The sequence below is a fragment of the Amycolatopsis sp. NBC_00438 genome, assembly GCF_036026695.1.
Classification (GTDB): domain Bacteria; phylum Actinomycetota; class Actinomycetes; order Mycobacteriales; family Pseudonocardiaceae; genus Amycolatopsis.
The window spans coordinates 2189291-2201091 of sequence record NZ_CP107923.1 but is presented as its reverse complement, the minus strand read 5'-3'; the positions used below and the strand labels follow the sequence as shown (position 1 = coordinate 2201091).

Below are 11801 nucleotides of genomic sequence, written 5' to 3'. Positions count from 1 at the left end.
CCCCGTGTAGAGGGGAACACCGGGGCCGTTTGTGCCACCGGGGAGAGGGTGGGCGACGATGGCCGAAATCCGGGTCCCCGCGGTGCGCCGCGTCCTCGGGAGGACCGGCCAGGCCGCCTGCGCCGGTGCCCTGTTCGCGGTGCTGGCCGGCGGGCCCGCGCTCGCCCAGTCCGCGCCACCGCCCCCGCCGTCGGTGAAGTACTTCATCGTCCCGCACGCCGCGAACCCCGAGGACATCACGTTGTTCAAGATCGCCGAGAAAGCGCTCGGCGACGGGCAGCGGTTCCAGGAGATCTTCACGCTCAACAAGGGCAGGCCACGGCCCGACGGCACGCCGTTCGACGATCCGGGGGCGATCGAGCCGGGCCAGGTCCTCCAGCTGCCCGACGACGCCCGCGACCCCGCGGTGAAGTACGGGCCACTGCCCGCCGTGCCGCCGGTCGTCCCGGCCGCGCAGGCCGCTCCCGAAGCGGCCGGGCCGGGGTTGGGCGCCGGGCTGGCGTCCGCGGTCAGCGGCACCGGCGGCCTGCTCACCGGGCTGATCGCCGGGCTCTGGTGGCGACGCCGGCCGAGAGTCGTCCCGCCGGTGCCGTTCCGACCGGCGGAGCCGGTCCACCCGGCCGAGCCGTTCGAACCGGCCCGGTCGTTCGAACCGTTCGATCCGCCCGAGCCGTTCGAGCCGGTCTGGCCCGTGGCGGACGACGACGGGTCCGGGTCGGTCAGCGGCACCCTGCCGATCCCCGTGGTCGTCCCGCTGCCGCGGCCGGACCAGTCATCGGACCGGCTGCCGGTGGTGCTGCGGCACGAGCCGATCACCGCCGAGCACTCCATCATCTTCTTCGACACGGCCGACACCCAGGTGATCGCCGCGATCCGCCCCGGCTCACAGTTCCGGTTCCGGCTGGGCCCCGCCCACGAGCCGGACGCCACCGTGCTCGTCGTGGACGACGAAAGCGAGTGACGCCGGCCCGTGCGTGCCGGGTCACTCTGCGCTGAACGGATCAACCGGTGCCGGAACACTGGCCATCGGCCCGCCGGGCCCGCGATAGTCGTGTGATGACCTGGGATCCCTTCGGCACGCTGCGGAAGGCGCTGTGGATCGGCGGCGCCCCGTGGACCGGGAAGTCCACCGTCGCCCGGCTGCTCGCGGAGCGGCACGGCCTGACGACCTACCACCACGACCACCGGACCCGGCCCGCCGCGGACGCGGCCGGCGACGAGCAGCTGATGACCGAGGTCCGGCACCGGTTCGACTGCGCCCTGGCGGACCTGCGGGCGCTGACGTCGCCGCGGCCGATCCTCGCCGAAGGCTGGGGGCTGCGCCCGGAGCTGGTCGCGCCGCTGGTGGACTCGCCGGGCCGGATGGTCGTGCTCGTGCCGACCGAGCTGTTCCGCCAGCACCAGCTGCGGCACCGGCCGGAGGAGCCCGCGATCCCGGAGCAGCGCACCCGGCTGACGCGGGACCGGCTGCTCGCCGCGCAGGCCGTGCGCTCGGCGCGGGAGCTGGGCATCCGGGTCATCGAGATCGACGGCCGGCTCGGTCCCGCCGGCGTCACCGACGTCGTCGCCGAGCATTTCCGCGATTACCTGGACGCCTGACGATATTATCAGTCCGGTGTTGTCCGGCCGTTTCCACCCGCGGGCGGTTGACCGGCTCCGGAACCTTCGCGGAAGATCGACGACCGACACCGCCGCCGCTTTCCGCGCAGCAAAGGGGCTGGGTTATTTGGCATTCCGGAAAACACTTCGCGTCGTCCTCGCCGCCGTTCTCGGACTGACCTTGCTCGGGCAACCCGCCGAAGCCGCGCACCCCGCCGCGTCGTTGGGCCCCGGTTACACCGACGGCGGATTCATGCACAACACGGGGTTGACCGGGCAGCTGTGGGCCGACGGCGCATTCATGCTCGACCCATTCCTGGCCCGGTACGGAAAGGTATTCGGCGACGGCGCGAGCAGTACCGAATCGGCTGACCAGCTCGTCACCTATTTCACTCGTCTGCGCCATCCGAGCGGATTGCTGTACCACGCGTTCGACGAGCGCCGGAAGCAGAGCTGAGCCGATCCGATGACGGGGTTGTCCCCGGACGTGTGGTGCCGCGCGGTCGGCTGGTTCGGCGCCGCCACGGTCGACGCGCTGCACGCGGCAGCCCCGCAGCGCGGCGCCGTCGTCGTCGGCGTCGTCCGGTACCTCTCCCAGGCCGCCGACGGCACCACCGCCATCACCGACATCAGCGTCGGGACCAACGTCGGCAACGGCCGCTACTACCTCGACCGGCCGCGCGCCACCAGCGACTTCCACGGCCTCGGCGCGTTCCTGTACCTGAACGAGCAGCCGGCCGGGGCCGGGCGCTGAGACGCGCCGCCGCGGGCCTGGTCCTGGCCCAGGTCGAACCACCACTCCGCGCGTCGGCGACAGTGGATCGACACGCGAGCTGGTTCACCAGATTGCGGATCAGCGAAAGGTGAAATTCGGCGGGCGCCGATCCAGGAAAGCCGCGACGCCCTCCGCGTAGTCCTCGCCGTGCAGGGCCTCGGACCGGATCTCCTCGACCTCCGCGTCCGAGGTCTCCTGGCCGGCGACGATCTTCTCGATGATCCGGTTCATTCCGCGGACCGACGCCTGCGAGCGCGAGCACAGCGTCCGCACGAACTCCAGCGTCGACGCCTCGAGGTCGTCGGCCGGGAAGACGTCGTTGAGCAGGCCGATCTCGCGGGCCCGGGCGGCCGTGATCAGCTCGCCGGAGAGCAGGAAGTACTTCGCGTGCGCCGGGCCGACCAGCGACACCAGCTGGCGGGTCGAGTCGAAGTGGTAGACGATGCCGAGCTTCGCCGGCGTGATGCCGAAGCGCGAACCCTCCGCGGCGAAGCGGAAGTCGCAGGCGACCGACACCTGGCAGCCGCCGCCGATGCAGTTGCCCTGGATCATCGCGACCGACGGCTTCCGCATCGACGTCAGCGCGGCCACCGCGCCTTCGACGGCTTTGTCGTAGGTCGCCGCGCCGTCGGCGGTGGTGCGCAGCTCGCCGAATTCGCTGATGTCCGCGCCCGCCGAGAAGTGCTTCCCGCCGCCCGCGAGTACGAGCACCTTGAGCGTGGGATCGGCCTCGACGTCGGCGACGACGTCCGGGATCGCCGACCACATGCCGTAGGTGATCGCGTTCATCTTCTCGGGCCGGGCGAAGGTCAGCCGCGCCACCTCGCCGTCGCGCGTGAAGTCGAATCCGTCCGTCATGCCTGGCACATTAGCTTCTCGCCCTGAGCGAAACCCCGGGTGTGTGACGCGGTCGCGGCGCTAGCTTGGGGCCCATGGCGACGATCGGGTTGAACGGGACGACGTTCGGGTACGACGAAGCGGGCGAAGGGCCCGCGGTCGTGCTGCTGCACGCCGCGATCGGCGACCGCCGGATGTGGGAGCCGCAGTTCACCGCGCTCGCCGCCACCCACCGGGTGATCCGCTACGACCGCCGCGGCTTCGGCGAATCCGCCGATGGCCTCGGCGAGTTCGCCCACCACGAGGACCTGCTGGCCCTGCTCGATGCCCGGGGGATCGAGCAGGCCACGCTGGTCGGGGCGTCGATGGGCGGCGCGGTGTCGATGGACACCGCGCTCGCCGCGCCGGAGCGGGTCACCCGGCTGGTGCTGCTCGGCTCCGGCCTCAGCGGGCACACCTGGCCCGACCACATGCAGGCGGACATCGCGGAGCTGACCCGCGACGTCGACCCGGCGGACGTGAAGGCCATGTCCGAGGCCAACATCCGGTACCTGGTCGCGGGTCCCGAGCGGGACGTCGCCGTGCTGCCGCCCGAAATGCTCGCGCTGGTCCGGGACATGTGCGAACAGGTGTACCACCGCCTGTCGACCGCTCCACAGTGGACGGAGCGGGTCCCGGACACCCGACACCGGCTGGCCGGGATCGCCACGCCGGCTCAGGTGGTGATCGGCCTGTCGGACGCGCTGGGCCTGGTCGAGCTTTCCCGGCACATCGCCGATTCCCTGCCGAACGCCGAACTCGTGGAACTCGCCGACACCGGCCACCTGCCCGCACTCGAACGCCCCGACGACGTCAACGCGCTCCTGCGGAAGGTCCTCTAGGCCGGCTCAGGTGAAGATCTTCTGCACCTGGTCGGAGATCTTCGCCACCAGTTCGGAGAACTGCACCACGCCGCCCAGCAGGCCCTTGACCTTCTCCCAGCGGCTGCGCACCACCGCCGGCGCCACCGCGTCCCCCGCGCGCAGGTCGGCCGCCAGGTCGCCCAGGGTGTCCTCCAGCACCTCCTGCTTCGCGAGCTCCTTGCCGCGCACCTCGCCGGCCAGCCGCTCGACCAGGTCGAGCAACGCCGGGACCGCGGTGTCCCCGCCGCCGCCCCCGATGCCGGTCTGGGTGATCCGCCCGGAGTTGTCCCCGCCGATGCTGAGCTTGTTCGTGACGCGGTCCCTCATCAGGCCTCCGTCCGGGCCAGGCGGCCGGGGGTGCGGGGCGGGCGCGGCCGCGGGCCGCGCTGCCCGGTCTGGGTGATCGGGGCGCGGTTGTCGCCGCCGATGGTGATGTCGTTGTTGATCACGACCGCCGCCTGCTCCTCGAACTTCGCCGTCGAGAACCCGGCGTCGCCGAGCAGGCCGCCGATCGCCGGCAGGAGCCGGCTTTCGATGATCTTCTCGTACCGTTCGATGTCGACGAGCTGGAAGTAGTCGGTGAACAGGTTCACCGATGCGAGCTCGCGCAGGGTGCTCGCGGCGCCGTAGCGGTCCGGGTCGAGGACGCCGGGCTCGCGCTTGGGCCGCCGGATCCAGGACGCGAGGTTCGCGATCCGGCCGGGCAGGCTCGCCGGCATCTCCAGCCACGCCAGGAAACCCTGACCGAGCGGGCGCAGCGAGTCCGGCCGCATCTTGTCCACCACGCGGTAGTCGGCCCGGATCGGCGGCAGCATGAACGGCGTCCACTCGACGTACAGCGTCGTCTCGTCCACCGCGACGTGCAGGAACGTCGTGAGCACGAGATCCCGGTCCCAGGTCTCCACCTGGAAGCACAGGTAGTAGCGCGCCCACTCCTTCGGTTCCATCCGGAGCCGGTCGACGTCGGCCGCGGTCAGCCGGGTGTGCGGCGGGTACTCGATGTCGGGCAGGTAGGCCGCGGCTTCCGGCTCGGCCAGGTGGTCGACGAGCTCGGCGGCCGGGGTGAACACCGCTTCGGTCACGGTCAGCCCGCCCAGCCGGTGGTCGGGTGACAGCGAGCCCGAACGGCGGAGGTTCCCGATCGCCTCGCGGATCCCTTCGTACAGCGTTTCGGTGGTGAGCTCCCGGTGCGTCGCCGGATCGCTCTCGTCCTCATCGAGCCGCTCCAGCGGAATCGCCATGGACCAGGCGTCGCGCCGGAACCCGGCGCCCACGAACGGGTTGTAGCCGCGGTAGACCACCAGCGGCGCACCGGGCACCCCGGCGAACTCGTCGCCCCGCTGGTACCGGGCGAGCTGCTCGCGGAAGTCCTCGGTGAACACCCCGCTGAGGGTGCTGCCGCTGTCGGCCGCGGGAGCGGCGTAGCGCTTGAAACGCGTCGTCAGCAGGCTCCACAGGGACCAGCGTTCGAGCGTGACGACCACGAGCACGATCAGGGCCAGCACGACCCCGATGACGATCCGGGCGGTGTCACCACCCGCGGAGCTGTTCGAATAATCGTCGTAGTAGTCGGAGGAGTAACGGCTCCCGGAGCCGAAGATCTCGTCCGCGTAGGGCAGCAGCACCACCACGACCAGGACGGCGATCCCGAGGACGATCATCGTCTTCGGGTTGAACGACCGCTGTGCTGCGGAGGCGGCCTTCCCCGACCGCGCCACCACCAGGACGACCGACAGCACGATCCAGCCGTAGAGCAGCGGGTTGTCCCACGACAGCCCGATGACGATCGCCATCAGCAGGACCAGCAGCCCGTCGTAGTTCTTCCGGCGGGCCCGCGCCCGCACCGCCTCGGTGAGCACGCGGCCGGCGTCGAGCCCCGGCGACGGCGGCACCGGCCGGGTGGGCTCGACGAGGAACTCGGTGATCGCCCGCGTGCTGTAGGCGGGATCGAGGTAGGAGGCCGCGCACAGGTAGCGCGTGGTGTCGTCGGCCGTGCCTGGGGACATGCTGCTCCCTCGGGTTTCTCGGGTCAGGGGGTGGCGTCGTCGAGCATCCGCTGAACCACCTCGGCGGTCTCCGGCCAGCTCGGCTCGGGTCCGTGCGCGTAGACGTAGTACTCGATCCCGTTGCTGCGCCAGTAGAACGCGCGCACGTGGCGCCGGCCTTCGGGCGCGTCCCAGGCGAACTCCCAGTCGACCGCCTCGGCTCCGCGCAGCGTCGTGGACCGCAGACGGTGCCGGGTGTACCCGGCGCGGCGGGCGATCTGCCGCTCGTACCGCTCGTGGTAGGTCACGATGTCGGAGCCGTCGGACGGCGGTGCGCCGCCGAACTTGAGGATCCGGCGGGAGTCCGCCGGATCACTCGCCTGGACGCTGCCCGGTTCCGGCAGCGTCTTCGTCGGCCAGCCGGCCGGGATGACGGTCTCGAGCCCTTCCGGCCCGCTCACCCGGACCAGCGTGGCCGGTGCCTCGGCCGCGGTCGTCGGTGTCGGTATCCCGGGCGGCGGCGAGGAAAGCGTGGCCGGGGTGTCCCCCAGCGCGAGGCCGGGCTCGACCGGCGGCGCCGGTTCCGGCGCGCGGTTCAGCACCACCCAGGTGGTGCCCACCAGGGCGCAGCCGACGAGGTTCGCCGCGAAGACGGCGATCGCCAGCCGCCGGGAACCGAGCTGACCACGAACCGGCATTTCACCTCCCCGTTTCGGTAGCCTCCCCACCACCTGCAATTTGCAGACCGTAGCATGCACTCACAGAACGTGGCACCGCATTTTCGGGAGTGATCTTGTTCGAAGAGGATTCGCGGCGGATCGCCGAACTGGAACGGTTATTGACCAACGACGGGGCGGCTCCGGAAATCCGCCGGGAATTGGCGACGGTCCTTTATCGCCGCGCCGTGGAAGCGTGCAGCGTGACCCGTGACGGAACGCCGGTGATGACGACCGGCCGGCAGCGCCGGCTCTGCGCCGAGGCCGCCCGGCGCGTCCCGGAACTGGCCGTCGATGACGTCGAACTCCTGCACCGTGCGCGTTCCCTGCAGGCCGCGGTCGACGAGGGTGACCGCTGGGTCTGGCAGCCCGCACGGCTCGCCGCCGCCCTCCTGATCGCCGCGACGCTCGCCGGCTGCGGGCTGGTGTGGTGGTCGATGGCCGGCGGCAGCGTGCTTCTCGCGGCGGCGTCGGCAACGGTGAGCAGTGCCGCGGCGGCCGCCGTGGTCCTGCGGTTCCGGAAACAACGCTGGCAGCTCGAGGCGACCCGGGTCGGCCCGCTCATCCGGCGGCACGGCCTCTGATTCCGGGAATGCGCCGGCAGCCGACATTCGACAATTTCTTCGCGTCCGGTCGAGCCGGTTATGACCACAGCCCCGCGATCAGCTCGGCTTCCACAACCTGTTGGTCTTCTACGAAGCCGACGTCACGCGGTAGACGTCGTAGACGCCTTCCACGCCGCGGACCACCTTCAGGACGTGGCCCAGGTGCTTCGGGTCGCCCATCTCGAACGAGAAGCGGCTGACCGCGACCCGGTCGCGGGACGTCGTCACCGAAGCCGACAGGATGTTGACCTTCTCGTCGGCCAGCACCTTCGTCACGTCCGAGAGCAGGCGGTGCCGGTCGAGGGCCTCGACCTGGATGGCCACCAGGAAGACCGACGACGCCGAAGGCGCCCACTCGACCTCGACCAGCCGCTCGGGCTGGGACTGCAGGTCGCCGGCGTTGGTGCAGTCGGTGCGGTGCACCGAGACACCGCCGCCGCGGGTCACGAAACCGAGGATCTCGTCGCCCGGGACCGGGGTGCAGCAGCGGGCCAGCTTCGCCCAGACGTCGCTCGCGCCCTTGACCACCACGCCGACGTCGTTGGAGCCGCGCCGCCGGGTGACGGTGGACGGCGTCGCGCGCTCGGCGAGCTCCTCCTCCGCCGCGTCGACGCCGCCGATGAGCGCGACCAGGCGCTGGACGACGTGCTTGGCGCTGGTGTGGCCCTCCCCGACCGCCGCGTACAGGGACGAGATGTCGGCGTGGCGCAGCTCGGTGGCGATCGAGCCCATGGATTCCGCGGAGACGAGCCGCTGGATCGGCAGGCCGACCTTGCGGATCTCCTTGGTGATGGCTTCCTTGCCGCCTTCGATCGCCTCGTCACGGCGTTCCTTGGCGAACCACTGCCGGATCTTCGCGCGCGCCTTCGGCGACCCCGCGAACTGCAGCCAGTCGCGGCTCGGGCCGGCGTTCTCCGCCTTCGAGGTGAAGATCTCGACGACTTCGCCGTTTTCCAGCTTGCGTTCCAGCGCGACCAGCCGGCCGTTGACGCGGGCGCCGATGCAGCGGTGCCCGACCTCGGTGTGCACGGCGTAGGCGAAGTCGACCGGGGTCGACTCGACGGGCAGCGTGATGACGTCGCCCTTCGGCGTGAACACGAAGATCTCGCGCGCGGCCAGTTCGTACCGCAGCGACTCGAGGAAGTCGCCCGGGTCGGCCGCTTCCCGCTGCCAGTCGAGCAGCTGGCGCATCCACGCCATCTCGTCGACGTCCACGGCGTTGCCGTTGTGCGTGCCCTTGGTTTCCTTGTACCGCCAGTGCGCGGCGATGCCGTACTCGGCCGTGCGGTGCATCTCGTAGGTGCGGATCTGCACCTCGAGGGGCTTGCCGTCCGGGCCGATCACCGTGGTGTGCAACGACTGGTAGACGCTGAACCGCGGCTGCGCGATGTAGTCCTTGAAGCGGCCGGGCACCGGCTGCCACAGCGCGTGGACGACGCCCATCGCCGCGTAGCAGTCGCGGACGTCCTCGACCAGGATCCGCACGCCGACCAGGTCGTGGATGTCGTCCAGGTCGCGGCCGCGGACGATCATCTTCTGGTGGATCGAGTAGTAGTGCTTCGGCCGGCCCTCGACCTTCGCGGTGATCCGCGACGACACGAGGTTGCTGGTCAGGTCGGTGATCACCGAGCGCAGGTAGATGTCGCGCGAAGGTGCCCGGTCGGCGACCAGGCGCACGATCTCGTCGTACTTCTTCGGCTGCAGGATGGCGAACGCGAGGTCCTCCAGCTCCCACTTCACCGTGGCCATGCCGAGCCGGTGGGCCAGCGGGGCGAGGACCTCGAGGGTCTCGCGCGCCTTGCGGGCCTGCTTCTCCGGCGGGAGGAAGCGCATCGTGCGCATGTTGTGCAGCCGGTCGGCGAGCTTGATGACCAGCACCCGGGGGTCCTTGGCCATCGCGATGACCATCTTGCGGATGGTCTCGGCCTCGGCGGACGTGCCGAGCTTGACCTTGTCCAGCTTCGTGACGCCGTCGACCAGCTCGGCGACCTTCTCGCCGAAGTCGGCCTTCAGGCTCTCGACGGCGTAGCCGGTGTCCTCGACCGTGTCGTGCAGCAGCGCCGCGACGAGGGTCGTGGTGTCCATGCCCAGCTCGGCGAGGATCGTGGCCACCGCCAGGGGGTGCGTGATGTACGGGTCGCCGGACTTGCGCCGCTGGTTGCGGTGCAGCTCCTCGGCGACGTCGTAGGCGCGCTGCAGCAACCCGAGGTCGGCGTTGGGGTGGAGTTCGCGGTGGATGACCGCGAGGGGTTCCAGGACCTGCTTGACCGGGGCGGCGCGCTGGGCGGTGATCCGCCGGGCGAGGCGGGCTCGCACCCGTCGCGTGGCGGACGGGTTCGGCGCCGCGCCGTTCGGCTTCGGCGACGCGGGCTGTGCCGCCGCCTGCCCGTTCTGCGGGGCGCCCTCTTGAGCGGGCACCGCGGCGTCGAGCTCCTGGCTCACCCGCACCTCCTGCTGCTCGTGCGGCCTTCGAACCCCCAGGGTAGCCGCTCGGTCCCACGACCCCGCCGGGTGCGCCCATTGCGGGTGATCAAAACGCCTTGACCAGGGAGTTCCGCTCTCGCCGCCGCCCTCGTGAGTGTTTAGTCGGGTTCTAACCCGACTGAACACTCACGACAAGCAGCGGTAGACAGGTTCAGCAGACCTGCAGCGCGTGGATCTTCCGGTCCCCCAGGACCTGGCGGCCGCCGAGGGCCGCCAGCTCCAGGACCACCGAGACGCTGTCGACGACCGCGCCCGCGTCCTCCAGGAGCTTGGCGGTCGCCGCGACCGTGCCGCCCGTGGCCAGGACGTCGTCCAGGATGGCGACGCGCTGGCCGGGGCGCACCACGCCGGCCGGCAGCTCGACCGTGGCCGTGCCGTACTCCAGCGCGTAGTCCACCCGGCCCGCGACCTGCGGCAGCTTGCCCGGCTTGCGGATCAGCACGACGCCGAGACCGCGGGCGTACCCGACGGCCGCCGCCAGGAGGAAGCCGCGGGCCTCCACGCCGGCGAGCGCCTCGACCTGGGGGTCGAGGGTGCTCGCCAGCGCGTCGGTCACGGCTTTGAACGCGCCCGCGTCCGCGAACATCGGGCTCAGGTCGCGGAACAGCACGCCGGGCTCGGGAAAGTCCGGCACCTCGGCGATCAGGCCGAGAGCCTTTTCCAGGTCCACGTCAGCGCTTCCGCTTCCCGGCCGGCTTGCCCGACGGGCGCTGCTTCTGGATCCGGGTGGGCACGCTCGCCGCGGCGGCGTACGCCTTCTCCTTGCGCAGTTCCTTCGCCAGGGCGTCGTCGTCCGAAGCGTCGAAGTCGTCGCTCGCGGCCTTGCGCTCCTGGTTGGCCCGGCGCTGCTGGACCCGCTCGGCCTGCTGCCGGTACTTCGGGTCGCGCATCTTGAAGTCGACCAGCAGCGGCGTCGCCAGCGCGACCGACGACAGGACACCGACGATCGTGCCGGTGAGCTGCACGAGCGCCAGGTCCTGCAGCGTGCCGGAGCCGAGCAGCACGTACCCGACGATCAGCAGGCCGAGGATCGGCAGCAGCGCGATGAACGCGGTGTTGAACGACCGCATCAGGGTCTGGTTCAGCGCCAGGTTCGCGGCTTCGCCGAACGTGCGGCGGGTCAGCCCGAGCAGGCCGCGCGTGTTCTCGCGGACCTTGTCGAACACCACCACCGTGTCGTACAGCGAGAACCCGAGGATCGTCAGCAGGCCGATCACCGTCGCCGGCGTGACCTCGAAACCGATCAGCGAGTACACACCCGCGGTGACGAAGATGTCGTGCAGCAGCGAAACGAGCGCCGCCGACGCCATCCGCAGGTCGAAGTAGATCGCCAGGAAGATGACCACCGCGACGAGGAACACGATGAGGGCGATCAGCGCCTTCTGCGAGATCTCCCCACCCCAGGACGCGCTGACCGCGCTGTCGCTGATCGCCTGCACGCTCGGCTGCTTGTTACTGCCGATCGGCCCCAGATCCTGGAACAGGGTCTGCTTGAGCTTGGCGACGTCCGCCGCGTCCAGCGTCTCGGTGCGGATCTGGATGGTCGACGCGTCACCCGTGCCGACCTTCTGCGTCTCCGCGGCCGGGTGGCCGAGGGCCTTCTCGAACGAGACCTTGGCCTGGTCCTCGGTGATCACGCCGTGGATGCCGTTGGCCGGCATCTGCAGCTGCGTGCCGCCCTCGAACTCGATGCCGTAGTTGAAGCCGCGGAAGATCATCGACGCGAGGCACACCAGCACCAGCGCGGCGAAGAAGATGTACCAGCGCTTGCGCTTGCCGACGACGTCGAACGCGCCGCTGCCGACGTAGAGGCGGCGGAAGATGCTTTCCTTCTTGCCGGGTTTCGCCGCGACCTTCATGTCGCCGTCGGCGTCCCTGCCCAGTTCCTCGACGCCCAC

General features: G+C 70.8%; 13 protein-coding genes. 6 read left to right on the top strand and 7 right to left on the bottom strand.

Annotation, left to right across the window (positions count from 1 at the left end; all coding sequences use genetic code 11):
• The first annotated feature begins 58 nt into the window (after positions 1 to 58).
• From OG494_RS10365 to OG494_RS10350, 4 genes are all read left to right on the top strand, one after another.
• Complete coding sequence (locus OG494_RS10365; protein ID WP_328454322.1) at positions 59 to 961, top strand: LysM peptidoglycan-binding domain-containing protein; 903 nt, start codon at positions 59 to 61, stop codon at positions 959 to 961.
• A gap of 95 nt (positions 962 to 1056) precedes the next feature.
• A complete protein-coding gene (locus OG494_RS10360; RefSeq protein ID WP_328454320.1) occupies positions 1057 to 1599 on the top strand; it encodes a hypothetical protein in 543 nt (180 codons plus the stop codon).
• A gap of 16 nt (positions 1600 to 1615) precedes the next feature.
• A complete protein-coding gene (locus OG494_RS10355; protein WP_328454318.1) occupies positions 1616 to 2056 on the top strand; it encodes a glycoside hydrolase family 88 protein in 441 nt (146 codons plus the stop codon).
• 9 nt (positions 2057 to 2065) lie between these two features.
• The gene (locus tag OG494_RS10350; RefSeq protein ID WP_328454316.1) at positions 2066 to 2353 is read left to right on the top strand and encodes a hypothetical protein; all 288 of its coding nucleotides are present in this window, start codon (positions 2066 to 2068) and stop codon (positions 2351 to 2353) included.
• A 99-nt stretch (positions 2354 to 2452) separates the two neighbouring features.
• Here the strand turns inward: OG494_RS10350 and OG494_RS10345 are convergent, their stop codons facing one another.
• On the bottom strand, positions 2453 to 3232 hold the full coding sequence (locus OG494_RS10345) for an enoyl-CoA hydratase/isomerase family protein (RefSeq protein WP_328454314.1): 780 nt from the start codon (positions 3230 to 3232) through the stop codon (positions 2453 to 2455).
• Between the two features lie 74 nt (positions 3233 to 3306).
• Here OG494_RS10345 and OG494_RS10340 point away from each other — a divergent pair, with 74 nt between their 5' ends.
• Positions 3307 to 4092, top strand: a complete 786-nt coding sequence (locus OG494_RS10340) for an alpha/beta fold hydrolase (RefSeq protein WP_328454312.1) — start codon at positions 3307 to 3309, stop codon at positions 4090 to 4092.
• Positions 4093 to 4098: 6 nt separating this feature from the next.
• On the opposite strand, the gene OG494_RS10335 is transcribed toward OG494_RS10340, so the two are convergent.
• The 3 genes from OG494_RS10335 to OG494_RS10325 are packed head-to-tail and all read right to left on the bottom strand — an operon-like array spanning position 4099 to position 6796.
• Entirely contained in the window at positions 4099 to 4440 is a 342-nt protein-coding gene (locus OG494_RS10335; RefSeq protein WP_328454310.1) for a hypothetical protein, read from the bottom strand.
• Positions 4440 to 6119: a hypothetical protein gene (locus OG494_RS10330; protein ID WP_328454308.1), complete on the bottom strand. Its 1680-nt coding sequence runs from the start codon at positions 6117 to 6119 to the stop codon at positions 4440 to 4442. The genes OG494_RS10335 and OG494_RS10330 overlap by 1 nt, the downstream gene beginning before the upstream one ends.
• Positions 6120 to 6142: 23 nt before the next feature.
• The gene (locus OG494_RS10325) at positions 6143 to 6796 is read right to left on the bottom strand and encodes a hypothetical protein (RefSeq protein WP_328454306.1); all 654 of its coding nucleotides are present in this window, start codon (positions 6794 to 6796) and stop codon (positions 6143 to 6145) included.
• Between the two features lie 221 nt (positions 6797 to 7017).
• Between OG494_RS10325 and OG494_RS10320 the strand changes: the two genes are divergently transcribed.
• A complete protein-coding gene (locus tag OG494_RS10320) occupies positions 7018 to 7398 on the top strand; it encodes a hypothetical protein (RefSeq protein ID WP_328454304.1) in 381 nt (126 codons plus the stop codon).
• 108 nt (positions 7399 to 7506) lie between these two features.
• Here OG494_RS10320 and OG494_RS10315 read toward each other — a convergent pair whose 3' ends face one another.
• The 3 genes from OG494_RS10315 to secF form a co-directional block, all read right to left on the bottom strand.
• Complete coding sequence (locus tag OG494_RS10315) at positions 7507 to 9861, bottom strand: RelA/SpoT family protein (protein WP_328454302.1); 2355 nt, start codon at positions 9859 to 9861, stop codon at positions 7507 to 7509.
• 193 nt (positions 9862 to 10054) lie between these two features.
• The gene (locus OG494_RS10310; RefSeq protein WP_328454300.1) at positions 10055 to 10573 is read right to left on the bottom strand and encodes an adenine phosphoribosyltransferase; all 519 of its coding nucleotides are present in this window, start codon (positions 10571 to 10573) and stop codon (positions 10055 to 10057) included.
• A gap of 1 nt (position 10574) precedes the next feature.
• Entirely contained in the window at positions 10575 to 11801 is a 1227-nt protein-coding gene (gene secF / locus OG494_RS10305) for a protein translocase subunit SecF (protein ID WP_328454298.1), read from the bottom strand.

Coding starts and splice junctions, on each gene's coding strand:
- OG494_RS10365 (WP_328454322.1), top strand. CDS start 59: ATGGCCGAAATCCGGGTCCCCGCGGTGCGCCGCGTCCTCGGGAGGACC.
- OG494_RS10360 (WP_328454320.1), top strand. CDS start 1,057: ATGACCTGGGATCCCTTCGGCACGCTGCGGAAGGCGCTGTGGATCGGC.
- OG494_RS10350 (WP_328454316.1), top strand. CDS start 2,066: ATGACGGGGTTGTCCCCGGACGTGTGGTGCCGCGCGGTCGGCTGGTTC.
- OG494_RS10345 (WP_328454314.1), bottom strand. CDS start 3,232: ATGACGGACGGATTCGACTTCACGCGCGACGGCGAGGTGGCGCGGCTG.
- OG494_RS10340 (WP_328454312.1), top strand. CDS start 3,307: ATGGCGACGATCGGGTTGAACGGGACGACGTTCGGGTACGACGAAGCG.
- OG494_RS10335 (WP_328454310.1), bottom strand. CDS start 4,440: ATGAGGGACCGCGTCACGAACAAGCTCAGCATCGGCGGGGACAACTCC.
- OG494_RS10330 (WP_328454308.1), bottom strand. CDS start 6,119: ATGTCCCCAGGCACGGCCGACGACACCACGCGCTACCTGTGCGCGGCC.
- OG494_RS10325 (WP_328454306.1), bottom strand. CDS start 6,796: ATGCCGGTTCGTGGTCAGCTCGGTTCCCGGCGGCTGGCGATCGCCGTC.